This is a genomic window from Pantoea sp. GD03673 (assembly GCF_029844725.1).
Classification (GTDB): Bacteria; Pseudomonadota; Gammaproteobacteria; order Enterobacterales; family Enterobacteriaceae; genus Pantoea.
The window spans coordinates 416,679-443,430 of record NZ_JAOCKJ010000005.1 but is presented as its reverse complement, the minus strand read 5'-3'; the positions used below and the strand labels follow the sequence as shown (position 1 = coordinate 443,430).

Genomic DNA, 26,752 nt, shown 5'->3' with positions numbered 1-26,752 from the left:
AACGGCTGGTGCCGCTGACCGGAGAGGGTGTCAGCATAACCAGCCGCTTCACGTTCTGGGGTAATTAAGCCAGAACCAGATTCGGTGCTTTGAATGCCACTGGCAGTTCAGCTTCGTCTTCGAAGGTTGCCCATTCCCAGGCTTCCTGCTTAGCCAGAACCGCTTGCAACAGCTTGTTGTTCAGTGCGTGACCCGATTTGAACGCAGTAAATGCGCCAATGATGTTGTGACCACACATAAACAGGTCGCCAATCGCGTCCAGCATTTTGTGACGGACAAACTCGTCCTCAAAACGCAGGCCTTCTTCATTCAGTACGCGGAAATCATCCAGACCTATCGCACAATCTAAGCTACCGCCCAGGCACAGGCCTTTAGACTGCAGATATTCGATTTCACGCATAAAGCCAAATGTACGCGCCCGGCTGATTTGACGAACAAAGGCGTCAGCAGAGAAGTTCATCGCATAACGCTGTGAGCTGGAATCGATAGCCGGGTGTTTGAAGTCGATGGTGAAATCGAGCGAGAAACCGTTGTAAGGTTTGATCTCGGCCCACTTGTCACCCTCTTCCACACGCACGGTCTGCTTAACGCGCACAAATTTCTTTGCGCTGTTGAGCTGCTCAATTCCCGCATCCATCAGCAGATAGATAAATGGTGCTGCGCTGCCATCCATGATCGGGATTTCTGGCGCATCGACTTCAACAATAATGTTGTCGATACCCAGACCCGCCAGGGCGGCATTGAGGTGTTCAACCGTTGAAATACGCACGCCTTCATCATTCACCAGGCAGGTACTCAGCATGGTGTCGCGCACGTATTTTGCATCAGCCGGAAAATCTACCGGTGGATTCAAGTCGGTGCGACGATAGATGACCCCGGTATTAGCCGACGCAGGGCGTAATGTCAGTGTGACTTTTTTGCCGGTATGCAAACCGACACCTGTCGCCTGAACAATACGTTTTAATGTCCTTTGTTTGATCATCGCATTATCTCGCAGTATCACCTTTCCGACCGCCAGTATACTTTACCAGCGGACAGACACTTTAGCACAAAGAGCGGAGAATCCCAATTATAGGGTTAATCCTAGTCGGCCTGCTTACGTAAAAAGGCCGGAATATCAAGATAGTCTGGCTCTTTATTCGACTGCGCAGCCTGGTCGTTAACGACTTTGGCAGCTGGCTTCTGCTCCTGCGGCAGTGGTGACATACCGTGCTGCTGATAGCGATGATCCATCACTGGCTGACTGGCTGGCTTGTTCGTTACCAGCGTGATTTCCGGACGCTTGTCCATACCGATACCGGTTGCCACCACGGTGACGCGCAGTTCGTCATTCATTTCCGGATCAAGCGAGGTACCGATTACCACGGTCGCGTTGTCAGAAGCGAAGGCGCGGATAGTGTTACCCACGGTTTCGAACTCATCCAGACGCAGGTCGAAGCCCGCAGTGATGTTGACCAGCACGCCACGCGCACCTGACAGGTCGATATCTTCCAGCAGCGGGCTGGAGATCGCCATTTCAGCCGCTTCTTCCGCACGATCTTCACCGCACGCCACGCCTGAACCCATCATTGCGTAGCCCATTTCGGACATCACTGTACGCACGTCAGCAAAGTCGACGTTCATCAGGCCCGGACGGGTGATCAGTTCGGCAATACCCTGGACTGCGCCTTTCAGCACGTCGTTGGCTGCACCAAAGGCATCCAGCAGAGAGATACCACGACCCAGCACTTTCAGCAGCTTGTCGTTTGGAATGGTGATCAGTGAATCGACATGCTTGGAGAGTTCAGCGATACCCTGCTCGGCAAACGCCATGCGCTTTTTGCCTTCGAAGTTGAAAGGCTTGGTGACAACGGCCACCGTCAGGATACCCAGATCCTTAGCAACTTCAGCGACCACAGGTGCTGCACCGGTACCGGTACCGCCGCCCATGCCTGCTGCGATGAAGACCATGTCTGCCCCTTCCAGCGCAGAACGCAGTGCTTCGCGATCTTCCTCTGCAGAGTTACGGCCGACTTCCGGGTTCGCACCCGCACCCAGACCTTTGGTAATGTTATTACCGATCTGAATGGTCTGGCCGACAGCTGTTTTACGCAGCGCTTGCGCGTCGGTATTCACAGCAAAGAATTCCACACCTTCGATACGCTCGCGTACCATGTGCTCTACGGCGTTACCGCCGCCGCCACCGACGCCGATGACTTTAATCACCGCGTCGTTGGTTAATTCCATAGGTTCAAACATGATTTCTCTCCGTTATGTGCCTGTCGCCTGGAGATCACTAAAGAAAACAGCATGATCCCCTTTCACAAAAATTAAAACTCTTTTTTTAACCAACTGTTAATACGCTTGAACCAGTTACCTACTGAAACCCGTTTTTCGGTCTCTGCATCACCGTTCATGTGCGACTCTTTGCCGTAATGCAACAGTCCCACGGCGGTGGAGTAGTACGATTCCTGCGCATAGTCAGTCAGGCCGGTAATATTCAGCGGCTGTCCGATACGCACCTGCGTATGGAATACGCGTTGCGCACAGGCCGCCAGTCCTTCAATTTGCGCTGCACCGCCGGTCAGAACAATGCCTGCGGCTAAGTGGTGCTTGACGCCCTGCTGACGCAGTTGTTCCTGTAACTGCAGAATCTCGTCATTGACCAGATTCAAAAGTTCGGTATAACGCGGCTCAATCACTTCTGCCAGCGTCTGACGTTGCAGGCTGCGCGGTGGACGTCCGCCGACGCTCGGCACTTCAACGTTTTCATCTTTTCCGACAATCGAGCCCAGCGCGCAACCATGGCGCACTTTAATTGCCTCAGCATCCGTTGGCGGTGTGCCAAATGCATAGGCGATATCACTGGTGACAACGTTGCCTGCATACGGAATTACCTTAGTGTGCCGCAAAGCGCCGCCGGTATATACGGCGATATCCATTGTACCGCCACCAATATCGACAACACAGACGCCCAGCTCACGTTCGTCTTCAGTCAGAACCGCAAAACTGGAGGCGAGACCGGCAAAAATCAGCTGATCCACTTTCAGCCCACAACGCTCAACGGCTTTGACGATGTTCTTCGCCATGTCGTTGTGACAGGTGATCAGGTGCACTTTTGCCTGCATACGCACGCCGGACAGCCCGACCGGATTCTTAATGCCTTCCTGATAATCAATTGCGTATTCCTGAGGAATCACGTGCAGGATGCGGTGCTCGTCACGTACTCTCACCGATTTGGCGGTATGTACAACGTTCTCTACATCATCCTGAGTCACTTCCTCTTCGGAAATCGGAACCATCCCGATTTCGTTCTGGCAACTGATATGTTTGCCCGATAAAGCAAGGTAGACGGAGGAGATCTGGCAATCTGCCATCAGCTCAGCCTGATCGATGGCGCGCTGAACGCATTTCACCACCGACTCAAGGTCGTTTACGCCACCTTTATCCATACCGCGGGAAGGGCAACTGCCCACCCCAATAATATTGACCATACCATCGGGCAGAACTTCCCCAACCAGGGCGGCAACCTTTGCAGTGCCGATTTCGAGTCCAACTACCAGTTTTCTGTCCGTTGCCTTGATCATTGTTGTTTAGCCTGTGCCTGGTTCTGTTGCTGATTACTGTCCTGTGGCTCCATCACGACCGGTGTCCAGCCAACAGAAGCGCCAGAGTCGTATCGCAAATCCACGTAGCTGATACGTTTGCTCTCGTTCTGACCTTGCTGTTGCAGCACCGGGTAGAGCTCAATAAAGCGATTCAGTCGTTTCATGGTGTCGCTGCGTCCCAGCTCGATACGTACATCATCGCTGGTCACCAGCTGCCATGAACGCCGGGCCGTCATCGACGCCACCTTCAGAGTAAACTTCCGGGCCTTCAGCACATCATCCATGCTGTGGTAGCCCGCCAGGACCTCTTTCTCACTCCCTTCCGGCCCATACAGCATCGGCATTGTCTCTTTGCCGGCATGACTGGCAGGTACGCTGAAGGAGACACCTTCAGCATCCACCATATGCAAATCGTTCCAGCGCGCCACCGGCGTGTACTCAACCAGATGGATCTTCAGTTCGTCTGGCCACTGCTTACGCACACTGACCTGCTTAATCCACGGCAGCCGCTCAATCTGCTGCTGCAAAATGTCCACATCCTGAGACATAAACGTGCCAGGCGGACCCAGCGACAAAATTGCCTGACGGATATCGTCGTGGGTGGTGTAGTGCGTCTGCCCCGTCACCACCAGTTTTGACAAGGGCAGACGGGACGCATCGTTCATCCACTTCAGCACCACCAGTCCGCCAGCAACCATAATCCCGATGACGATCAGCAGAAAAACAATGCCGAACAGTCGGGCACCGTTACTGCGCCCGGTGCGAATACGCTCCTGCGGTTCACGGTTTCGAACTCTCATCGCCGCCTGTGACATATCAGTCGGCCTGCTCCAGAATATGAGCAACCAGCTGCGGGAAACTCATGCCCGCCTGTTTCGCTGCCATCGGCACCAGACTGTGGCTGGTCATGCCCGGTGAGGTATTGGCTTCCAGTAGCTGGAAATTCCCTGCCCCATCCGTCATCACATCAACCCGTCCCCAGCCGCGACAGCCCAGCGCACGCCAGGCCGCCAGCACCAGCTGCTGTAATTCAGCTTCACGTTCAGCGCTTAAAGCAGCCGGACAGACGTACTGAGTATCGTCAGAAATATATTTGGCTTCATAGTCATAGAACTCACTGGCGCTCTTTATTTCGATTGAGGGCAGAATACGATCGCCCACAATCGCGACGGTGTACTCCGCGCCACTGAGAAACGCCTCGACCAGTACGTCATTGTCGTGCTTAAACGCCATTTCCAGTGCGGCAGGCAGCGCGTTCAGATCGTTAACCCGGCTGATACCGACGCTGGAACCTTCACAGGCTGGCTTAACAAACAGTGGCAGACCCAGTGCTGCAATCGCCGCATTATTCTCTGCATCCAGTCCGGCATCGAACTGCTGACGCGTCAGCCACACAAATTTTCCTGACGGTAATCCGCGCCCCTGCCACAGCAGTTTGGTGCGCAGCTTATCCATGGTCACAGCCGATGCCATCACGCCGCTGCCGGTGTAAGGCAGCGTCAGAAACTCCAGCACCGCCTGCATCGTGCCGTCTTCTCCGCCCCGGCCATGCAACGCGATAAAGGCTTTGGTGAAGCCCTGCTCTTTCAGCGTCAGTACGGAAACGTCGCGGGTATCAATGCCATGCGCATCAATGCCCATTTCCCGCAGGCCAGCGACAACGGCCTGACCCGAGTTCAGTGAAACCTCACGCTCAGCTGAAGTCCCGCCCATTAAAACGGCTACTTTATCCGCCATGACGATCCTCCGCTTTGCGTTCCGGCTGAAGCCGGATGTCAGCCAGCTTGCGGGCGACCTTGCCGACGTTACCGGCACCCTGCACCAGAATCAGATCGTTGCCTGACAGCAGCGGTGCCAGCATCTCCGGCAGCGCGTCATGTTCCGGCACCAGAATCGGATCAACCTTGCCCCGATTGCGGATCGCACGGCACAGCGAACGGCTGTCGGCACCCGGAATCGCAGTCTCACCGGCGGAGTAGACATCCAGCATCAGCAAGACATCGACATGTGACAGCACGTTGGCGAAATCATCAAACAGATCGCGGGTGCGGCTGTAACGGTGCGGCTGAAACACCATCACCAGTTTTTTATCCGGCCAGCCTGCGCGAGCGGCTTTGATGGTCGCATCTACTTCGGTGGGGTGATGACCGTAATCATCCACCAGCATCGCGCTGCCCGGCTGTCCATTGACCGGCTCTGTCGGGAATTCACCCAGCAGATCAAAGCGACGGCCTGTCCCCTGGAAACTCTCCAGCGCCGCCAGAATGGCATTGTCTTCAATGCCCTCTTCACTGGCGACGGCGACGGCCGCTGCCGCATTCAGGGCGTTGTGACGACCCGGTGCGTTCAGCGTAATCTGCAGCGGTGCTTTGTCCTGACGGATCAGCGTAAAGTGCCCCTGCGCGCCACTCTGCTCGTAATTTTCGATGCGCAGATCAGCATCATCACTGAAACCGTAAGTGGTGATATGACGGCCCACGCGTGGGATCAGATCACGGATAACCGCATCATCCACACACATCACCGCACGGCCGTAAAACGGCAGATTGTGCAGGAAGTTAATAAACGTCTGCTTCAGGTTCTCAAAATCGCCCTGATAAGTGTCCATATGGTCAGCTTCGATGTTGGTCACAATCGCCACCATCGGCTGCAGATGCAGAAACGACGCATCGCTCTCGTCCGCTTCAGCAATCAGATACCGGCTGTTCCCCAGACGCGCATGGGTGCCTGCTGCTTTGACCAGCCCACCGTTCACGAAGGTCGGGTCAAGGCCCGCTTCCGCATAAATACTCGACACCATCGCCGTGGTGGTGGTTTTGCCATGGGTGCCCGCGACGGCGATGCCGTGACGGAAACGCATCAGTTCAGCCAGCATCTCCGCACGACGGATCACCGGGATACGCTGCTCACGCGCCGCCACCAGTTCAGGGTTGTCCTGCGCCACGGCGCTGGAAACCACCACGACGCTGGCATCGGTTACGTTTTCGGGGCGATGGTTAAAATAAATGGTGGCACCCAGCGCAATCAGGTTCTGTGTCACCGGGTTAGGGGCCAGATCTGAACCGCTGATATGGTAGCCTTCATTTGCTAACACTTCGGCAATACCGCCCATGCCAGCACCACCGATGCCGACAAAGTGGATGTGCCGGACGCGACGCATCTCGGGCACGATAGAACGCAGTTTTGCCAATTGTTGTGTATTCATCGCTCTCTGTTACCTGCTCTTTCAGTTTGTACCCGCTCCGGGTACAGGTCAGACACGCTGACCGGAATGATTACTTTGCGGCGCGAGCCACTTCCTGAGCGACCCGTTCAGTCGCATCGGGGATCGCCACCTGACGGGCCTGCTCAGCCATCGTCATCAGTGTTGCGCGATCCCAGTGGCGTAGCTGATCCGCTACAGCCTCCGCAGTAAATTGCGGCTGCTCAAAAATTCTGGCCGCGCCCGCTTTTTCCAGCGGCAGCGCATTCCAGTACTGCTGGCGATCTTTGTGCTGAAACGGCACGAAAATCGCCGGTAAACCGGCGGCAGCCACTTCGCTCACGGTTAACGCACCGGAGCGGCACACCACCACATCAGCCCAGGCGTAAGCAGCAGCCATATCATCAATAAACTCGGTCACCTTATGCTGCGTCTGACCGACCTGCTGATACGCTTTCTCTGTTTCCTGCAACGCGCCTTTACCGGTCTGATGCCACAGGGTGATCTCATCACCCACCAGCGCCGCTACCTGCGGCAGCGTCTGGTTCAGGATTCGCGCCCCCTGACTTCCGCCAATCACCAGCACCCGGATCGGGCCATGACGATCCATCAGACGTTGCGCGGGCAAAGGCAGCGCCAGCACGTCGGTGCGAACCGGGTTCCCCACCACGTCAGCGGCAGGAAATGCGCCCGGAAACGCCTGCAATACTTTTGTGGCGATTTTCGCCAGCCATTTGTTGGTCAGCCCGGCAATCCCGTTCTGCTCATGCAGCACCACCGGAATACCGCAGCTCCAGGCCGCTAAGCCGCCTGGCCCTGAAACGTAGCCGCCCATACCCAGCACGACATCCGGCTGCCAGGCTTTCATGATGCGGCGCGCCTGACGCCATGCAGTAAAGATACGCAGCGGTGCCAGCAGCAACGCTTTCATGCCTTTCCCCCGTAATCCGCTGATGCGGATGAAGTCGATGTCGATGCCATGCTTCGGCACCAGATCGGCTTCCATACGGTCGGCGGTGCCTAACCAGCGAACCTGCCAGCCCTGTTCCATCAGATGATGGGCGACAGCCAGACCGGGAAACACATGTCCGCCGGTTCCGCCTGCCATCACCATCAATCGCTTACCGCTCATCGACCACCTCGGGTAAACGCCTGCGCTTTCGCCAGGCGCGTTTCATAATCTATGCGTAACAAAAAGACGATGGCGGTCGACATAATGATCAGACTCGAACCACCGTAACTGATCAGCGGTAAGGTCAGGCCTTTGGTCGGTAACATACCGGCTGCCGCCCCGACGTTAACCAGCGCCTGGAAGCTGAACCAGACACCGATTGAACAGGCTAAAAAGCCGGAAAAACGCTGATCCAGTTCCAGAGCACGACGGCCAATCGACATCGCACGAAAAGCGACGAAGAATACCATTAAAAGTGCCAATACCACACCGACGTAGCCGAGTTCTTCCCCGATGATGGCGAAAATAAAGTCGGTATGCGCTTCCGGCAGATATTCCAGCTTTTGCACCGAGTTACCGAGCCCCTGCCCCCAGAATTCTCCGCGACCAAATGCCATCAGAGACTGCGTCAGCTGGTAGCCGCTACCAAACGGATCTTCCCACGGGTTCCAGAACGACGTCACACGGCGCATACGATAAGGTTCAGCAATGATCAGCAGAATCACCGCAAAAATGCCGGAGCCGATGATGGCCATGAACTGCCACAGCTTGGCACCCGCCAGGAACAGCATCGCCAGCGTGGTCACAAACAGCACGACCACCGTGCCGAGGTCCGGCTGAGCCAGCAGTAATACCGCCAGCACAACCATGACGCCCATTGGCTTACAGAAGCCCCAGAAGTTGTTGCGCACCTCTTCCACTTTGCGCACCAGGTAGCTGGCGAGATAGCAGAACAGGGAGAGCTTTGACAGCTCCGCAGGCTGGATACGCAGCGGTCCCAGCGCGATCCAGCGCGATGCACCGTTAACCGAGCTGCCGACCACCAGAACAATCAGCAGCATCGCAACCGTGACCATCAGCATCACGTTGCTGTAGCGCTGCCAGAAATCCATCGGCACCCGCAGCGTGACCAGTGCCATACCCAGCGCCAGCGCGATGTAGAAAGCGTCACGCTTGGCGAAATAAAAGAGGTCGTCATTCAGACGCTGCCCCACCGGCATAGACGCCGAGGTCACCATCACAAAACCAATCACCGCCAGGCCCAGCGTCAGCCATAACAGGGTGCGGTCATAGAGCACCAGCGAGGTGTCATCGCTTTCGCGTGCGCCCATGACCCAGTCTTTCAGGCGTCCTGAGAAATAACCCGCCAGTCCGGCGCCAGGAATACGCATCAGCTCAGCTCCTTCGCCAGTTGCGCAAACTGCTCGCCGCGCTGCTCAAAGTTACGGAACTGATCAAGGCTGGCACAGGCGGGCGACAGCAGAACCATATCGCCGGCTTTGACCTGCGGCGCGATCTGCTCCATCGCCTGTCGCAGGGTCTCCGTGCGCACAGCGATGTCAGGACGCAGCGCGGCCAGCGCATCGCCGTCACGGCCAAAGCAGTAAAGGCGCACATTGTCGCCCTGCAGCCGGGGGGTCAGCGGCGTAAAATCGGCTGACTTACCATCACCGCCCAGCAGCAGCCACAGCGTTCCGCTCACCTGCAGGCCATTCAGCGCCGCTTCGGTGCTGCCAACGTTGGTGGCTTTGGAGTCATTAATCCAGCGCACGCCCTGATGCTCATGCACCAGCTGGAAGCGATGCGCCAGGCCGGTAAAGTGCGTTAAGGCTGCCAGGCTGGAGGCGCGTGGCAGGCCCACCGCGTCGGCCAGCGCCAGCGCGGCGAGCGCGTTGGTGTAGTTATGCTGACCCACCATCTTCATTTCAGCGGTGTTCAGCACCTTCTCGCCTTTCACCCGCAGCCAGATACTGCCCTGCTGCTTGTTAAGGTGGTAGTCACCAAAATCGATACCAAAGCTGACACAGCGCTTATCTGCACCACGAACCGGCATCGTCAGCGCATCATCGGCGTTAACAATGCAGATCTGTGCATTCTCATAGACCCGCAGCTTGGCCGCACGATACTGCTGCATACCCAGCGGGTAGCGATCCATATGATCTTCGGTGACGTTAAGCACGGTTGCCGCCGCCGCTTTCAGGCTGTGCGTGGTCTCAAGCTGGAAGCTGGAAAGCTCCAGCACATAAAGTTGCGCCGGGGATTGCAGCAGACTCAGCGCGGGCAGACCAATATTGCCGCCGACGCCCACCTGCCAGCCTGCGGCTTTCGCCATTTCACCCACCAGCGTGGTCACGGTGCTTTTACCGTTGGAGCCGGTAATCGCTACGATGGGTGCCTGCGCCTCGCGGCAGAACAGCTCAATGTCACCGACGATTTCAATCCCGGCGTCTACCGCTTCGCTGAGAATCGGATGCGCCAGCGCGACGCCAGGGCTGGCGACAATCAGATCGGCCGCCAGTAACCAGTCGCCATTAATGCCGCCCAGATGGCGTTCAACCTGTCCGGGCAATTTATCCAGCCCCGGCGGCGAGACACGGGTGTCCATCACGCGAGGCGTCACGCCCTGCGCTAAAAAGAAATCAACACAGGAGAGCCCGGTCAGGCCCAGTCCGATGATGACAACTTTTCTACCCCGATAGTCAGCCATGATTAACGCACCTTCAGCGTGGCCAGGCCAATCAGCACCAGCATTAGCGAAATAATCCAGAAACGCACAATGACGCGCGGTTCCGGCCAGCCCTTGAGTTCATAGTGGTGATGGATCGGTGCCATGCGGAAAATACGCTGGCCGCGCAACTTGAACGATCCCACCTGCAGGATCACCGACAGCGTTTCAACCACAAACACGCCGCCCATGATCACCAGTAAAAATTCCTGACGCAGTAACACCGCGATGGTTCCCAGCGCGCCGCCTAAAGCCAGTGAGCCGACGTCGCCCATAAAGACCTGAGCCGGATAGGTGTTGAACCACAGGAAGCCCAGCCCTGCCCCGACGATGGCGGTACAGACAATCACCAGCTCACCGGCGTGACGCAGATAAGGGATATGAAGATATTCAGCAAACTTCACGTTCCCGGTTGCCCAGGCAACCAATGCAAAGCCTGCGGCGACAAAGACGGTTGGCATAATCGCCAGACCGTCCAGGCCATCGGTCAGATTGACCGCGTTACCTGTTCCGACAATCACAAAGTAGGCCAGCAGCACATAAAACAGGCCTAACTGCGGCATGATGTCTTTGAAGAACGGCACGACCAGTTGGGTTGCAGGGGTGTCTTTGCCCGCCGCATAAAGCCCGAACGCCACGCCCAGCGAAATCACCGACATCCAGAAATATTTCCAGCGGGCGATCAGGCCTTTGGTGTCTTTGCGCACCACTTTGCGGTAGTCATCGACAAAGCCGATGATGCCAAAGCCCACTAACACGAACAGCACGCACCAGACATACGGATTCGACGGATACGCCCACATCAGCACCGAAATGGTAATGGAGGTCAGAATCATGATGCCGCCCATGGTGGGCGTCCCGCGCTTACTGAAATGCGATTCCGGGCCGTCATTGCGGACGACCTGGCCAATCTGTAACTTCTGCAGCCACGCGATAAGGCGCGGCCCCATCCAGAGCGAGATAAATAATGCGGTCAGCAGGCTGACAATGGCGCGAAACGTCAGATAGGAAAAGACGTTAAAGCCCGAATAAAAAGCGACCAGATGTTCGGCCAGCCAAACTAACATGTTCCTTTCTCCTGTAAACTTTGTACTACCTGCTCCATGGCGGCACTACGTGAACCTTTAATCAGCACGGTAATTTCTGAGTGTTCGGACAACAGCTGGCGCAAACGTTCAGTCAGCGCCGTCTTATCGCTGAAATGTTCGCCAACTCCGCTACTTTCACTGATGAAATGGCTGAATTTCCCGCAGGTCAGTACACGGTCAATGCCTGCACCGCGTGCCGCCTCGCCAATTTCGCGGTGGCATTTTTCGGTCTCTTCGCCCAGCTCCGCCATATCACCCGCGACCAGCACCTGGTAACCTGGCATCTCTGACAGAACCTGAACGGCTGCGGTCATCGATCCGACATTAGCGTTGTAGCTGTCATCCAGCAGCAGTTGATGCGCAGAGAGGCGAACCGGGAACAGGCGACCAGGCACCGACTGCAGATTTTTCAGTCCCTGCTGAACGGCGCTCAGCGGCGCATCCACTGACAGAGCCAGTGCCGCCGCCGCCAGGGCGTTAGCGATGTTATGACGACCCGGCAACGGCAGTATTATCTCTGCTTCGCCACGCGGCGTTTGCATCACGAAATGGGTGCCGTCCTGAGCAATGCGGATATCACGGGCAGAGAAATCACACTCTGCCGCCTGCGGTGAGAAACGCCACACGGTTTTATCCTGCAACGCGGTCTGCCAGTTCGGCCAGTCATTGCTCTCCTCATTGAGAATCGCAATGCCGTCAGCCGGTAAGCCCTGGAAAATTTCGCCCTTGGCTTTGGCAACACCCGCCAGTGAGCCAAAGCCCTCCAGATGCGCTGCAGCCAGATTGTTTACCAGCGCACTTTCGGGTTTCACCAGGTCGGTGGTGTAGGCGATTTCGCCCTGATGATTAGCACCCAGCTCGATAACCGCATACTGATGTTCTGCGGTCAGGCGTACCAGCGTCATCGGCACGCCGTAATCGTTGTTAAGATTGCCTGCCGTGTAGAGGGTTTCGCCGCACTGACGCAGAATCGCTGCCGTCATCTCTTTAACCGAGGTTTTGCCAGAGGAGCCCGTCAGCGCCACTACGCGGGCTGTGGACTGCTGACGAACCCAGGCACCGAGTCGGCCAAAGGCAACACGGGTATCTTCCACCACCACCTGCGGCACATTAACAGGTAAATGCTTACTTACCAGCAATGCCTTTGCACCATTAGCGATGGCATCTCCGGCAAAGTCATGGGCATCAAAACGTTCACCTGCCAGCGCGACAAACAGGCTGCCCGCCGTCACTTTACGGGTATCGGTGGTCACCTCATTCAGGGTCAAATCGCTGCCGTGCAGCGTGCCGCCGGTGATTTTCGCCAGGGTTGTTAATGAAACCGGAATCATGCTGCGCCTCCCAGCAGTGCCGCAACCGTGGCACGATCGGAGTAGTCGAGACGACGGTTGCCGATGATCTGATAATCCTCATGGCCTTTGCCCGCCACCAGCACGATATCGTCAGGCTGCGCCTGCATAATGGCGTTGGTGACCGCTTGCGCCCGGCCGGACACGACGCGGGCGCGGCCCGGGTCCAGCAAACCGGTCAGAATATCCTGGACGATCGCCTGCGGATCTTCGCTGCGCGGATTGTCGTCTGTAATGACAACCACATCGGCAAACTGTTCAGCAATTGCCCCCATCAACGGGCGTTTGCCTTTATCACGGTCGCCACCGCAGCCAAACAGGCACCAGAGCTTGCCTTTGCAGTGCAGACGTGCCGCTTCCAGCGCTTTTTCCAGCGCATCCGGGGTATGGGCATAATCCACCACGACCGTCGGTTTTCCTGCGGCACTGAAGACTTCCATTCGCCCGTTAACCGGCTGCAAACGGGGTGCAACGCTTACCAGCGTCGCCAGCGGATAATCGAGTGACAGCAGGGTCGCCAGCGCCAGCAGCAGATTGCTGACGTTGAAGGCACCCATCAGCGGGCTGTCGATTTCACCGTTGCCCCAGCTGGAGCTGAAGCGAACATGTGCGCCGTTGTCGTGATACTCAACCGCATCGGCTTTGAGCCAGCGGCCGTGGCAGCCCGGCTGGAGGTTATCCTCCATGGTAACGGCAACCGCATCAGGTAAGCGCGCCAGCCAGCGGCGGCCCACTTCATCATCCGCGTTAAGAATGGCCTGCCCCACCTGATGCTCAGAAAACAGCAGCCATTTGGCTGACTCATAACCCGACATATCACCGTGGTAATCGAGGTGATCGCGACTGAGATTGGTGAAGACGGCCGCAGCAAACGGCAGAGCCGCGACGCGATGCTGCACCAGGCCGTGTGACGAGACTTCCATGGCGGTCAGGGTCGCCCCTTTTTCAGCGAGTTCGTGCAGCATATGCTGAACGTCGACCGCTGAACCGGTCGTATTCTCTGCAGCGGCTAAGTGCCCCACCAGCCCATTGCCGACGGTGCCCATGACCGCACTGGTCTCACCCAGCAGCGTCGCCCACTGCGCCAGCAACTGGGTGGTCGTGGTTTTACCGTTGGTGCCGGTAACGCCAATCAGCGTCTGCTTTTCGCCCGGTTGCTGATAAAAACGGCCCGCTAAAGCCGACAGCCGCTGAGGCAGCTGCGCCAGATAGATAACCGGTACGCCGTGCATTTCACGGATTTCGCCGTCGACCGCTTCACCTTCAGCTTCGGCCACGACCGCAGCGACGCCCTGCGCAATCGCCTGCGGAATGAAACGGCGGCCATCAACCTGGTGGCCTGCAACAGCGACAAACAGATCGCCAGACGCCGCAATGCGGCTATCCAGTGTCATGTCACGCAGTGGGCGCGCCGGCGCGCCTGGCACCCAGGGGCCGAGTAAGTCGCGCAGGTTACGATCTGTCACTTGATTCCTCACTTCTGTTAGTCACCAACTCATTCCTGTCATTGGTCGGCAACGCGTCCGGCTCGATGTTCATGGTGCGCAGTACGCCACCCATGATGGCACCAAACACCGGTGCAGAAACCGCACCACCGTAATACTTGCCAGCCTGGGGATCGTTGATCACCACCACCAGCGCGAATCGGGGATGACTGGCAGGCGCAACGCCTGCGGTATAAGCAATGTATTTATTGACGTAGCGTCCGTCCGGTCCGACCTTTTTCGCCGTACCGGTTTTTATCGCAATGCGATAGCCCTTGATGGCCGCTTTGACGCCCCCCCCACCAGGCAGCGCCACGCTCTCCATCATGTGCATCACGGTTTTCACCAGTGACGCATCGAAAACGCGCTGCCCCGCGACGGGCGGATCCACTTTGGTGATCGACAGCGGGCGATTAATGCCATAGCTGCCAATCGTTGCGTAGACTCGCGCTAACTGTAACGGCGTTACCATTAGCCCGTAGCCGAAAGAGAAGGTGGCCCTCTCTATGTCAGACCACCGTTGTTTTTTAGGGTATAAGCCACTGCTTTCCCCGACCAGCCCCAAATTGGTCGGTTTGCCCAGTCCAAAGCGCGCGTAAGTTTCTACCAGCGCTGAGGAAGGCATCGCTAACGCCAGACGTGAAACACCGACGTTACTCGACTTCTGTAAAACCCCTGTCAGGGTCAATTCGTTGTAGCGCGCCACGTCTTTGATCTCATGACCATTGACGCGGTACGGCACGGTGTTCAGGACGCTGTTTTCTCTGACCACGCCGCGCTGCAGCGCTGTCATCACCACCATCGGCTTCACGGTAGAACCCGGTTCGAAAATGTCGGTGATTGCGCGGTTACGCATCAGATCTTTTGGGGTGTTGGTGAGATTGTTCGGGTTGTAAGCCGGACTGTTGGCCATCGCCAGCACTTCACCGGTATTCACATCGACCAGCACCGCCGTGCCCGACTCCGCTTTGTTAAAGGCGACAGCGTTATTCAGCTCGCGGTAAACCAGCGCCTGCAACCGTTCATCAATACTCAGGGTCAGGTTATGGGCGGCCCGGCTGTCTACGGAAGAGATATCTTCAATCACGCGACCATAACGATCTTTGCGCACCGTCCGCTCGCCCGGCGCACCGGTCAGCCACTTATCAAAACTCTTCTCAATGCCTTCAATGCCCTGCCCGTCGATATTGGTAAAGCCAATCAGATGGGAGGTGACCTGCCCGGCAGGATAGTAACGGCGGGACTCTTCACGCAGATGAATACCGGGAAGTTTGAGTTTTTTGACATAGTCGCCGATGGCCGGATTGACCTGACGCGCCAGATAGACAAAGCGGCCTTTGGGGTTGGCATTCACGCGGGCAGCCAGTTGATCAAGCGGGATGGAAAGTGCATCGGACAACGCCTTCCAGCGGCTATCCAGCGTGACGCCGCCACCCGCATGCAGCTCTTTTGGATCAGCCCAGATAGCATTAACCGGTACACTGACTGCCAGCGGGCGTCCGGCGCGATCGCTGATCATGCCGCGTGAGGTCGGCACAGCCTGAACACGCAGCGATCGCAGATCGCCCTCTTTGACCAGCTTGCCGGGATTAATCACCTGCAGCCAGGCCACACGCGACAGCAAACCGCCCAGCGCCAGTAAAATACAGCCGCACAGCAACGCAAAACGCCAGCTTACAAAGCTGGCTTTATCTTCCGGTTTCTTCAACTTCAGCGTTCTGCCTGTGCCGCTCATTCGCTATCTGAAATCCTTATTTCTGCACCACGATATTTTCTTGTGAAGGATCAACGTGCTGCAATTGCAGCTTCTCGGTGGCGATCCGTTCAACCCGGCTGTGGTCGCCCAGCGCATTTTCTTCCAGAATCAGGTTACGCCACTCGATATCCAGCGCGTCACGCTCCAGCACCAGCTGTTCGCGCTGCGCGGTCAACAGTCGCGTTTTATGGGTAGTGGTCACCACCAGCACGGCAGACACCACCACAGCGATCAGCAACAGCACCGGAATCTTGCCCTTTCGCAGCAAATCCCCGCCGATGACGGCGGGCAGACTGTGGCGCTCGTTACCGATCATGCGTCGGTTTTCTCCGCGATGCGTAATACCGAACTGCGCGCACGTGGGTTCTCAGAAACTTCAGCGTCACCCGGCGACATTTTGCCGAGCAGCTTCAGTTCACGCCCGCCGAGAGCACGCAGCTGATGTTCAGTCATGGGTATCCCGGCAGGCACCTGCGGCCCGCGACTCTGATCGCGCATAAAGCGCTTCACCAGCCGATCCTCCAGTGAATGGAAGCTGATGACAGAGAGGCGACCCTGCGGTGCCAGCACCTCAACCGCCCCTTTCAGAGCAATATCGATCTCTTCCAGTTCGCTGTTAATCCAGATACGAATCGCCTGGAAGCTGCGTGTGGCCGGGTGCTTAAACTTATCTTTTACCGGCATGGCGACAGAGATCACCTCCGCCAGCTCCCGGGTGCGGGTCATCGGCTGCTCACGATTGCGCTCGACAATGGCACGGGCAATGCGTTTAGCGAATCGCTCTTCACCGAAGGTTTTCAGAACGAAAGCGATATCCGCTTCTTCCGCGTGCAGCAACCATTCCGCAGCGGAGTGACCGCGTGAAGGGTCCATTCGCATATCCAGTGGTCCGTCACGCATAAAAGAAAAGCCGCGTTCGGCGTCATCCAGTTGCGGTGATGAAACCCCCAGATCAAGCAAAATGCCGTCAATTTTTCCGACTAAATCCCGCTCAGCGACATACTCAGCCAGCGCGGAAAAAGGGCCATGAATAATTGAAAAACGCGGGTCGGTGATCTCAGCGGCAGCGGCGATAGCTTGCGGATCGCGATCGATGGCGATCAGCCTTCCCTTCTCTCCCAGTTGCGAAAGAATCAGGCGTGAATGGCCACCACGACCAAAAGTGCCGTCGATGTAAATACCGTCTTCCCTGATATTGAGGCCGTTAACCGCCTCATCCAACAGCACGGTGGTATGTTTGAAATTTTCCTGCATAGCTATAGCGACAAGTCCTGCAACCGCTCAGATAAAGGCTCCTGAGCCGACTGTTCTGCGTCAATATCGTCCCTGACTTGTTGATACCAGGTCTGTTCATCCCACAGCTCAAACTTGTTGAACTGTCCAACCAGCATCACTTCTTTGGTTAATTTTGCGTGCTGCCGAAGCGTATTTGCCAGCAGCAGGCGGCCTGCATTGTCCATCTGACATTCACTGGCATGTCCCAGCAGCAGACGCTGCACGCGGCGCTCAAGTGGATTCATACTGGAAAGGCGTGCCAGCTTTTTTTCAATGATTTCCCATTCGGGCAGGGTATAAAGCAACAGGCATGGCTGGTGGAGGTCGATGGTACAGACCATCTGCCCCTGAGATTCCCCAATCAGCAAATCGCGATATCGCGTGGGTACGGCGAGCCGCCCTTTGCTGTCGAGATTGACTAACGTTGCTCCGCGGAACATGCCAGTCTCTCCTCCTGGTCACCCGTTTACGCCACTTTATCCCACTTTTTACCACGAAACGAGTTTAAGGATCCCATGAAATCCTTGTCAAGCCGGAGCGGTAGCTGAATATCACTCTTTACAGAGCGAAAAATTAATCTCAGGTGGCGACGTAAACCAATAAAAAGGAAAATTAAAAAATTAAGCCAATGAATACCTGAATAAAAAAAGTATCGCGGAAAAAAACGACTAAAAATGAAACACTATGACGTGCTGAATATTTATCGTAGTTTCTGAGACAGCGGCGGCATTTTAGGGGATTTCCGAAAGGAAGCACAGCGGCTTAAGGCCGGACGGGGCAGGAAGTTTGTTGAAGTTGTAAGCAGATAATAAAAATAAGCCTTTCGACATTGTTAGATTTGATGAGCAGAATTTACGCTTTTTTACGTCGACCTGTTTATTTAATCAGTAATTCACGTAATTAAAATGGGCGGGCAGCGTAATACTGCCCCGTTACTCATTTAACCTTTCTGCTTAATTGTCCGCGACGGTATAAATTACGACGAATGCGGGTTAAACCCGGTTTTGGTTTTCTGGGTTCATCCAGCGAGGCTAAAACTAATTCCAGCACGCGTTCTGCCACGTCACGGTGACGCTGACCCACGGCCAGTACCGGACACTCAAGAAAGTCCAGTAATTCGTGGTCGCCAAAGGTGGCAATCGCCAGTTCAGTCGGCAGCCGCCCGTCACGTTTCAGCGTGACATCCATTACGCCCTGCAGCAGACCAAATGAGGTGGTAAAAAGCGCCTCCGGCATCGGGTGATCTTCAAGGTATTTTTCAAACAGTGCTGCTGCGGCTGTGCGTTCGAAGCTGTTGCAGTAGATGTAGTCGATCGGGCGCGGATCGTCTTTCCAGGCTTCGCGGAAGCCCATCTCACGCAGGAAGCTCACTGACAGTTCAGGTAACGCGCCGAGGAACAGCACATTTTTGACCTCTAGCTGACGCAGTTCAGCTGCCAGTGTCTGCGCATCGTCCTGATCGGCACCCACGACGCTGGTGAAATGCTCACGATCCAGCGCACGGTCTAACGCAATAATCGGCAGGGGGTCGTTAATCCAGCGCTGATAAAAAGGATGCTCTGGCGGGAGTGAGGTAGAGACGATAATCGCATCCACCTGGCGCTGTAACAGATGTTCAATGCAGCGCATCTCGTTATCGGGCTGATCTTCAGAACAGGCGATAAGCAGTTGATAGCCCCGCTGACGCGCCTGTCGCTCCAGATAGTTCGCAATACGGGTATAGCTGGTATTTTCCAGATCGGGAATGACCAACCCAATAGAGCGCGTTCGCCCGGCGCGCAGCCCGGCAGCCACTGCATTAGGGTGATAATTATGCTCACGTACCACCGCCATGACTTTCTCAACGGTTTTGTCGCTGACACGATACTGCCGCGCTTTGCCATTGATGACATAACTGGCCGTGGTGCGCGACACGCCTGCCAAACGCGCAATTTCATCCAGTTTCACGATAACCCCACCATCAAATCCGCTTTAACGGCAAAAATAGCCGCAGTTAAGCTATGGATAACTTATAACTCTCATCTAACAGCAGAAAAGTGCGCGGAGCAACCGCTTTTCTGAATGTAACTCGCCTTGCGCATAAAAAATAAAAAAACCCGGCATTTCGCCGGGTTAGGTGAGGATTAATGATGACGGAGCGTGATTAACGCATGATGCGATCGCCGCGTGAAACGCCCACGATACCGGAGCGCGCCACTTCAACAATTTCGGCGACATCGCGAACGGTATTCAGGAAGGCGTCCAGTTTGTCACTGGTGCCCGCCAGCTGAACCGTGTACAGCGTCGGCGTCACGTCGATGATCTGACCGCGGAAGATCTCGGCGTTGCGCTTCACCTCTTCACGGCCATACCCGCTGGCCTGAATCTTCACCAGCATAATTTCCCGTTCAACATAGGCACCCTGCCCCAGCTCGGTGACGCGCAGTACATCCACCAGCTTGTGCAGCTGTTTTTCGATCTGCTCCAGCACCTTCTGATCGCCCACCGTCTGAATGGTCATCCGCGACAAGGTCGGATCGTCAGTCGGTGCCACGGTCAGGCTTTCAATGTTATAGCCGCGCTGTGAGAACAGGCCGACGACACGGGATAATGCGCCGGATTCGTTCTCCAGCAGAACTGATAAAATGCGACGCATAATTATGTCCTCTCCGTTTTACTTAACCACATCTCATCCATGCTGCCACCGCGAATCTGCATCGGGTAAACATGCTCGCTACCGTCAACGGTGACATCCACAAACACCAGACGCCCCTTCGCCAGGGTGTCCAGCGCCAGCGTCAGTTTCTCTTCCAGCTCAGCCGGATGCTCTATCGCAATGCCAACATGACCGTAGGCTTCCGCCAGGCGCACGAAATCAGGCAGCGACTCCATATAAGACTGGGAGTGACGACCAGAGTAGATCATGTCCTGCCATTGTTTCACCATGCCCAGCACCCGGTTATTCAGGTTCAGCACCAGCACTGGCAGATCGTACTGCAGCGCGGTGGAAAGCTCCTGAATGTTCATCTGGATACTGCCATCGCCCGTTACACAGATGACGGTCTCTTCCGGCAGCGCCATTTTCACGCCCAGCGCCGCAGGCAGGCCAAAGCCCATGGTGCCCAGACCGCCGGAGTTGATCCAGCGGCGCGGTTTATCGAAGGGATAATAAAGCGCCGCAAACATCTGGTGCTGGCCAACATCCGAGGTGACATACGCATCGCCTTTGGTCAGACGGCTGATGGTTTCAATCACGGCCTGCGGCTTGATTTTGTCGCTGGTGCGATCAAATTCCAGGCAGTGACGACTGCGCCAGCCTTCGATCGCCTGCCACCACTCGTGCAGGCTCTCAGCACGCGATGGCGTGTCGCTTTGCGCCAGCAACTCCAGCATCTGCTGCAACACCTGTTTTGCATCGCCCACAATCGGGATATCCGCCGCGACCGTTTTAGAAATAGAGGTAGGGTCGATGTCGATGTGCATTACCGTGGCGTTGGGACAATATTTCGCCAGATTGTTGGTTGTGCGGTCATCGAAACGAACACCGATGCCAAAAATAAGGTCGGTATTGTGCATCGTCATGTTGGCTTCATACGTACCGTGCATACCGAGCATGCCCACGCACTGACGATGCGTACCCGGGAACGCGCCCAGGCCCATCAGCGAGGTCGTCACCGGAATATTCAGGCTTTCTGCCAGCTGTAACAGTTCCGCTTCGCAGCCTGCGGTAATGGCACCGCCACCGGCATAGATGACCGGCTTCTTCGCGGCCAGCAACGTCGTCAGCGCACGCTTAATCTGCCCTTTATGGCCCTGAATGGTCGGGTTGTAAGAGCGCATGCTCACTGACTCCGGCCAGTGATAAGGCAGCTTGTTGGCTGGATTCAGAATATCTTTTGGCAGGTCGATCACCACCGGTCCGGGACGTCCGCTGGAAGCCAGCCAGAACGCTTTTTTCAGTACGGTTGGGATCTCTTCAGTGCTTTTCACCAGGAAGCTGTGCTTCACCACCGGACGAGAGATGCCGACCATGTCGCACTCCTGAAAGGCGTCATAGCCAATCAGCGACGAGGGAACCTGACCCGACAGGATCACCAGCGGAATCGAGTCCATATAGGCGGTGGCGATACCGGTAATCGCATTGGTCGCACCGGGTCCGGAAGTGACCAGTACCACACCCACTTCGCCCGTGGCGCGTGCCAGGCCGTCAGCCATATGCACTGCGCCCTGCTCATGGCGCACCAGAATGTGATCGATACCCCCGACGGTTTGCAGCGCATCATAGATATCTAAAACTGCGCCACCCGGATAACCGAATACCTGCTTAACGCCCTGATCGATTAACGAACGGACGACCATTTCGGCTCCTGACAACATCTCCATCTTCTGCCTCCAGGCTTCAGGACCCGGCTCGGTTACAACGCCTTTACAGGCGTACCACGTTGCCCTGGTACCTGCTTTGCCAATCAAAATCTTGTGTTTATGCACGACAGCGAAAACCTGCGTCGCTGTCCTGTGACAGAAATATCTGTCGGGTTCATTGTTCTGAGAGTAGGTCAATTACCATAACCGCAGTTAACCGGGCAGGCAAACCGCAAACCCGCGTAAATTAAAAGGCCGGGGCGTAAAGGCTCTGCCCGATAAGAATTGGCTGCGCGGATTAAACTAATTACGTTGCAGAACCGCAGACGAAAATGCTGGGTAAGAAATTATTTTCAGCGTGATATAAGAAATAACGAAAACTTATTACCGGCTGCAATAGCCCACAATCCCCTGACACTTTTCTTTTCTGGCGTAATTAACCAGGAAATTACTCAGGTACACGTGATTATGCTAGCCAGAAGGTGATAAATCCTGTCACCCCGCAGAAAGGCAGCCAAATAAATACATTTAATTTCAATAAATTAAATTCAAACCCGTGCCATAAAAGCACGCATTGCGGTGCTGATGGCCTCCGCAGCCACTGAAGCGCTGTTCATTACGCTGCCTGACCGGTAAATAACAGAATATCTTTCTCTGCCGCCTCAGAAAATACCCCTGCACTGAAGGTTGACATCACGGAATGATTCCAGTACCAATATGTACAGCACAACATTTTATAAGGTTTGAATCCATGTTTCGTTCTGTTCGCCTTCTCGGTCTACTACTAAACGCACTCAGCTTGCGCGGTAGACTTGTGGGCGGAATCAAACACTGATTCAAACCTGCTGAAAGTTAAAAACCCGCGCCTGTCGCGGGTTTTTTTATGCTCGTTGCCAGGCCCGAAAAAGCATAAGGATGAATACGATGAGCCAGCAAGTCATTATTTTCGATACCACTCTGCGCGACGGTGAGCAGGCATTACAGGCCAGCCTGAGTGTGAAAGAAAAATTGCAGATTGCCTTAGCGCTGGAGCGTATGGGCGTGGATGTGATGGAAGTTGGCTTCCCGGTCTCTTCACCGGGCGACTTTGAGTCAGTACAGACCATTGCCCGCACCATTAAAAACAGCCGGGTCTGCGGACTGGCGCGCTGTGTGGAAAAAGATATTGATGCCGCGTACGAATCTCTGCGCGTTGCCGAAGCCTTCCGTATCCATACCTTTATCGCGACGTCTCCGATGCACATCGCCACCAAATTGCGCAGTACACTGCCAGAAGTCATTGAGCGTGCGGTGCATATGGTGAAACGTGCGCGTAACTACACCAGTGACGTTGAGTTCTCCTGTGAAGATGGCGGCCGCACGCCAATTGATGATCTGTGCCGGATGGTGGAAGCCACGATCAACGCCGGTGCAACCACCATCAACATCCCGGATACCGTTGGCTACACCCTGCCAGGCGAATATGCCCACATCATCAGTGAGCTGATGAACCGCGTTCCCAATATCGATAAAGCGATTATCTCTGTTCATACCCACGATGACCTGGGGATGGCAACCGGTAACGCCCTGGCTGCCGTTCAGGCAGGCGCACGTCAGGTTGAAGGGACAATGAATGGCCTGGGTGAACGTGCCGGTAACTGTGCGCTGGAAGAGGTGATCATGGCGATTAAAACCCGTCAGCAGATTATGAATGTGCACACCCAAATCAATCATCAGGAAATCTACCGTACCAGCCAGATGGTCAGCCAGATCTGCAATATGCCGATCCCGGCTAACAAGGCCGTCGTCGGCTCCAACGCTTTTGCCCACTCATCCGGTATTCATCAGGATGGCGTGCTGAAGAACCGCGAGAACTATGAAATCCTGACGCCGGAGTCGATCGGCTTACACAAAATCCAGCTGAACCTGACCTCGCGTTCTGGTCGTGCGGCGGTTAAACATCGCATGGAAGAGATGGGCTATGCCGAGCAGGATTACAATCTGGATACGCTGTATGACGCCTTCCTGAAGCTGGCCGATAAAAAAGGTCAGGTCTTCGATTACGACCTGGAAGCGCTGGCCTTCATCAATAAGCAGAATGAAGAGCCGGAGCATTTCCAGCTGCACGAATTTAACGTCCAGACCGGTTCCGGCATCACCGCCACCGCCTCTGTTAATCTGGGCTGCGGCGATGTCGCTAAGTCGGATGCCGCCACCGGTAACGGTCCGGTTGACGCGGTCTATCAGGCCATTAACCGCATTACCCAGTTCGATGCTGAACTGGTGAACTACAAACTGACGGCTAAAGGCCACGGCGAGAATGCGCTGGGTCAGGTCGATATCGTCGTGAGCTACAACGGCCGCAAGTTCCACGGCATTGGTCTGGCGACCGATATCGTCGAGTCCTCCGCTAAAGCGATGGTCAACGCCCTGAACAATATCTGGCGTGCCCGTCAGGTTGAACAAGAATTGCAGCGCAAATTTAAAGATCAGAAGGAAACCGTATAACCATGTCCACCTCATCTCATATCGCAGTTTTACCCGGTGACGGTATCGGCCCGGAAGTGATGGCGCAGGCTATGAAAGTGCTGGATGCCATTCGTCAGCGCTTTGATATGCAGATTACGACCCAGGAATATGCGGTCGGCGGCATTGCTATCGATCAGCACGGCGAACCGCTGCCGCCCGCAACCGTTGCAGGCTGCGAGCAGGCCGACGCCATCCTGTTTGGTTCCGTTGGCGGTCCGAAGTGGGAACATTTACCGCCCGCCTCACAGCCGGAACGCGGTGCGCTGCTGCCGCTGCGCAAACATTTTAAGCTGTTCAGTAACCTGCGTCCGGCTGCACTCTACAGCGGACTGGAAGCTTTCTGCCCGCTGCGCAGCGACATCGCCGCGAAGGGCTTCGACATTCTGTGCGTGCGTGAACTGACCGGCGGCATCTATTTTGGTCAGCCGAAAGGCCGTGAAGGCAGCGGCCCGGAAGAGCGTGCTTTCGATACCGAGGTCTATCACCGTTTCGAAATTGAGCGCATCGCCCGTATCGCATTTGAATCGGCGCGCAAACGTCGCAACAAAGTCACCTCGGTTGATAAAGCCAACGTGCTGCAGACCTCGGTAATGTGGCGTGAAATCGTTAATGAAGTGGCTAAAGATTACCCGGACGTGCAGCTGAGCCACATCTACATCGATAACGCCACTATGCAGCTGATCAAAGACCCGTCGCAGTTTGACGTGCTGCTCTGCTCCAACCTGTTTGGCGATATCCTTTCTGATGAGTGCGCCATGATTACCGGCTCGATGGGGATGCTGCCCTCCGCCAGCCTGAACGAAGCGGGCTTTGGCCTGTTCGAACCGGCGGGGGGTTCAGCGCCGGATATCGCCGGTCAGAATATCGCTAACCCGGTCGCCCAGATTCTGTCGCTGTCGCTGCTGCTGCGCTACAGCCTGAATGCCGATGCGGCTGCCGACAGTATCGAACGCGCCATCAGCCACGCGCTGGAACAGGGCTACCGTACCAAAGATTTAGCCGGTGATGGCCCAGCGGTCAGCACAGATGAGATGGGCAGCATCATTGCCCGCTTTATCGCCGAGGAAAAATAAAAAAATGAAAACCTTATACCAGAAGTTATTTGATGCACATGTCGTCCACGAAGCGCCCAATGAAACGCCGTTACTCTACATCGATCGTCACCTGATCCATGAAGTGACCTCGCCACAGGCGTTTGATGGTCTGCGTGCGCACGGCCGTAAAGTCCGTCAGCCGGGCAAAACCTTTGCCACCATGGATCACAACGTTTCTACCCAGACCAAAGATATCAATGCGTCGGGCGAGATGGCGCGTATCCAGATGCAGGAGCTGATGAAGAACTGCGCCGAGTTTGGCGTACAGCTGTATGACCTGAATCACCCGTTCCAGGGCATCGTACACGTTATAGGTCCTGAGCAGGGTATGACGCTGCCGGGCATGACCATTGTGTGCGGCGACTCGCACACCGCGACGCACGGCGCATTTGGCTCGCTGGCCTTTGGTATCGGCACCTCTGAAGTTGAACATGTGTTTGCTACCCAGACCCTGAAACAGGGTCGGGCGAAAACCATGAAGATTGAAGTGCTGGGTCAGGCGTCTGCCGGCATTACCGCCAAAGATATCGTGCTGGCCATCATCGGCAAAACCGGCAGCGCAGGCGGCACCGGCTATGTGGTCGAATTCTGCGGCCCGGCAATTCAGGCGCTGAGCATGGAAGGTCGTATGACCCTGTGCAACATGGCGATTGAGATGGGGGCGAAAGCGGGCCTGGTGGCACCGGATGAGACCACCTTTAACTACCTGAAAGGCCGTCAGTTCTCTCCGCAGGGTGAGAAGTGGGAGCAGGCCGTGGATTACTGGCGCACGCTGAAATCCGATGAAGGCGCGACGTATGATGCGGTAGTGACATTGCATGCCGAAGAGATTGCCCCGCAGGTTACCTGGGGCACCAATCCGGGCCAGGTTATTGCCGTTGATCAGGCAATCCCGAATCCGGCCTCATTCGCCGATCCGGTTGAACGCGCCTCAGCGGAAAAAGCGCTGGCCTACATGAACCTGCAGCCGGGCATTAAACTGACCGATGTCGCGATTGATAAGGTGTTTATCGGCTCCTGCACCAACTCACGTATCGAAGATTTGCGTGCCGCGGCCGCCATCGCTAAAGGTCGCAAAGTTGCGCCGGGTGTCGTGGCGATGGTGGTGCCCGGTTCCGGCCCGGTAAAAGCGCAGGCTGAAGCGGAAGGTCTGGATAAAATCTTCCTGGACGCGGGCTTTGAATGGCGTCTGCCTGGCTGCTCAATGTGCCTGGCGATGAACAACGATCGTCTGAATCCGGGCGAGCGTTGCGCCTCAACCAGCAACCGTAACTTTGAAGGCCGCCAGGGCCGTGGTGGACGTACCCACCTGGTCAGCCCGGCGATGGCCGCGGCGGCTGCCGTGACCGGCCACTTTGCCGACATCCGTGAACTGACGACAGGAGCTTAAG

The 26,752-nt window shown here is 55.9% G+C and carries 22 protein-coding genes; 3 read left to right on the top strand and 19 right to left on the bottom strand.

What is annotated here, in order from left to right:
- Positions 1-64 precede the first annotated feature (64 nt).
- The 19 genes from lpxC to ilvI all read right to left on the bottom strand — a co-directional run bounded on the left by lpxC (position 65) and on the right by ilvI (position 21,780).
- Positions 65-982: a UDP-3-O-acyl-N-acetylglucosamine deacetylase gene (gene lpxC / locus N5J69_RS12380; protein ID WP_013356769.1), complete on the bottom strand. Its 918-nt coding sequence runs from the start codon at positions 980-982 to the stop codon at positions 65-67.
- Positions 983-1,083: 101 nt separating this feature from the next.
- Positions 1,084-2,238: a cell division protein FtsZ gene (ftsZ, locus tag N5J69_RS12375; RefSeq protein ID WP_009092127.1), complete on the bottom strand. Its 1,155-nt coding sequence runs from the start codon at positions 2,236-2,238 to the stop codon at positions 1,084-1,086.
- A gap of 71 nt (positions 2,239-2,309) precedes the next feature.
- Positions 2,310-3,566 (bottom strand): cell division protein FtsA, encoded by a 1,257-nt coding sequence (ftsA, locus tag N5J69_RS12370; protein WP_010253890.1) that lies wholly within the window; start codon positions 3,564-3,566, stop codon positions 2,310-2,312.
- Positions 3,563-4,402: a cell division protein FtsQ gene (gene ftsQ / locus N5J69_RS12365; RefSeq protein ID WP_161731618.1), complete on the bottom strand. Its 840-nt coding sequence runs from the start codon at positions 4,400-4,402 to the stop codon at positions 3,563-3,565. The genes ftsA and ftsQ overlap by 4 nt, the downstream gene beginning before the upstream one ends.
- Position 4,403: 1 nt before the next feature.
- Positions 4,404-5,324, bottom strand: a complete 921-nt coding sequence (locus N5J69_RS12360) for a D-alanine--D-alanine ligase (RefSeq protein WP_279770629.1) — start codon at positions 5,322-5,324, stop codon at positions 4,404-4,406.
- Positions 5,314-6,792 carry a UDP-N-acetylmuramate--L-alanine ligase gene (murC, locus tag N5J69_RS12355; protein WP_279770627.1) on the bottom strand — a complete coding sequence of 493 codons (1,479 nt, stop codon included), beginning with the start codon at positions 6,790-6,792 and terminating at the stop codon, positions 5,314-5,316. Before murC ends, N5J69_RS12360 begins: the two co-directional genes overlap by 11 nt.
- Positions 6,793-6,862: 70 nt before the next feature.
- A complete protein-coding gene (murG, locus tag N5J69_RS12350; protein WP_279770625.1) occupies positions 6,863-7,921 on the bottom strand; it encodes an undecaprenyldiphospho-muramoylpentapeptide beta-N-acetylglucosaminyltransferase in 1,059 nt (352 codons plus the stop codon).
- Positions 7,918-9,132, bottom strand: coding sequence for a cell division protein FtsW (ftsW, locus tag N5J69_RS12345; RefSeq protein ID WP_279770623.1), 1,215 nt, complete (start codon positions 9,130-9,132; stop codon positions 7,918-7,920). The genes murG and ftsW overlap by 4 nt, the downstream gene beginning before the upstream one ends.
- Positions 9,132-10,448, bottom strand: coding sequence for a UDP-N-acetylmuramoyl-L-alanine--D-glutamate ligase (murD, locus tag N5J69_RS12340; protein ID WP_279770621.1), 1,317 nt, complete (start codon positions 10,446-10,448; stop codon positions 9,132-9,134). Before murD ends, ftsW begins: the two co-directional genes overlap by 1 nt.
- 2 nt (positions 10,449-10,450) lie before the next feature.
- A complete protein-coding gene (mraY, locus tag N5J69_RS12335; RefSeq protein ID WP_013356763.1) occupies positions 10,451-11,533 on the bottom strand; it encodes a phospho-N-acetylmuramoyl-pentapeptide-transferase in 1,083 nt (360 codons plus the stop codon).
- Positions 11,527-12,885 carry a UDP-N-acetylmuramoyl-tripeptide--D-alanyl-D-alanine ligase gene (murF, locus tag N5J69_RS12330; protein ID WP_279770618.1) on the bottom strand — a complete coding sequence of 453 codons (1,359 nt, stop codon included), beginning with the start codon at positions 12,883-12,885 and terminating at the stop codon, positions 11,527-11,529. Before murF ends, mraY begins: the two co-directional genes overlap by 7 nt.
- A complete protein-coding gene (gene murE, locus N5J69_RS12325) occupies positions 12,882-14,369 on the bottom strand; it encodes a UDP-N-acetylmuramoyl-L-alanyl-D-glutamate--2,6-diaminopimelate ligase (protein WP_279770616.1) in 1,488 nt (495 codons plus the stop codon). Before murE ends, murF begins: the two co-directional genes overlap by 4 nt.
- Positions 14,356-16,122: a peptidoglycan glycosyltransferase FtsI gene (locus N5J69_RS12320; RefSeq protein WP_279770615.1), complete on the bottom strand. Its 1,767-nt coding sequence runs from the start codon at positions 16,120-16,122 to the stop codon at positions 14,356-14,358. The genes murE and N5J69_RS12320 overlap by 14 nt, the downstream gene beginning before the upstream one ends.
- A gap of 16 nt (positions 16,123-16,138) precedes the next feature.
- Positions 16,139-16,459 (bottom strand): cell division protein FtsL, encoded by a 321-nt coding sequence (gene ftsL, locus N5J69_RS12315; RefSeq protein ID WP_003854764.1) that lies wholly within the window; start codon positions 16,457-16,459, stop codon positions 16,139-16,141.
- Positions 16,456-17,397: a 16S rRNA (cytosine(1402)-N(4))-methyltransferase RsmH gene (rsmH, locus tag N5J69_RS12310; RefSeq protein ID WP_279770614.1), complete on the bottom strand. Its 942-nt coding sequence runs from the start codon at positions 17,395-17,397 to the stop codon at positions 16,456-16,458. The genes ftsL and rsmH overlap by 4 nt, the downstream gene beginning before the upstream one ends.
- Before the next feature lie 2 nt (positions 17,398-17,399).
- Positions 17,400-17,858 carry a division/cell wall cluster transcriptional repressor MraZ gene (gene mraZ / locus N5J69_RS12305; protein ID WP_009092149.1) on the bottom strand — a complete coding sequence of 153 codons (459 nt, stop codon included), beginning with the start codon at positions 17,856-17,858 and terminating at the stop codon, positions 17,400-17,402.
- Positions 17,859-18,354: 496 nt separating this feature from the next.
- Positions 18,355-19,365: a catabolite repressor/activator gene (cra, locus tag N5J69_RS12300; RefSeq protein ID WP_279770612.1), complete on the bottom strand. Its 1,011-nt coding sequence runs from the start codon at positions 19,363-19,365 to the stop codon at positions 18,355-18,357.
- 196 nt (positions 19,366-19,561) lie between these two features.
- Positions 19,562-20,053 carry an acetolactate synthase small subunit gene (gene ilvN, locus N5J69_RS12295; protein ID WP_010253849.1) on the bottom strand — a complete coding sequence of 164 codons (492 nt, stop codon included), beginning with the start codon at positions 20,051-20,053 and terminating at the stop codon, positions 19,562-19,564.
- A 2-nt stretch (positions 20,054-20,055) separates the two neighbouring features.
- Positions 20,056-21,780: an acetolactate synthase 3 large subunit gene (ilvI, locus tag N5J69_RS12290; RefSeq protein WP_279770611.1), complete on the bottom strand. Its 1,725-nt coding sequence runs from the start codon at positions 21,778-21,780 to the stop codon at positions 20,056-20,058.
- Positions 21,781-22,683: 903 nt separating this feature from the next.
- Between ilvI and leuA the strand changes: the two genes are divergently transcribed.
- From leuA to leuC, 3 genes are read left to right on the top strand one after another with little or no spacing between them, the layout of a single operon-like run.
- Complete coding sequence (gene leuA / locus N5J69_RS12285; protein WP_279770609.1) at positions 22,684-24,246, top strand: 2-isopropylmalate synthase; 1,563 nt, start codon at positions 22,684-22,686, stop codon at positions 24,244-24,246.
- A gap of 2 nt (positions 24,247-24,248) precedes the next feature.
- Positions 24,249-25,340: a 3-isopropylmalate dehydrogenase gene (gene leuB, locus N5J69_RS12280; protein ID WP_279770607.1), complete on the top strand. Its 1,092-nt coding sequence runs from the start codon at positions 24,249-24,251 to the stop codon at positions 25,338-25,340.
- A 4-nt stretch (positions 25,341-25,344) separates the two neighbouring features.
- On the top strand, positions 25,345-26,751 hold the full coding sequence (gene leuC, locus N5J69_RS12275; protein WP_279770605.1) for a 3-isopropylmalate dehydratase large subunit: 1,407 nt from the start codon (positions 25,345-25,347) through the stop codon (positions 26,749-26,751).
- Position 26,752 lies beyond the last annotated feature (1 nt).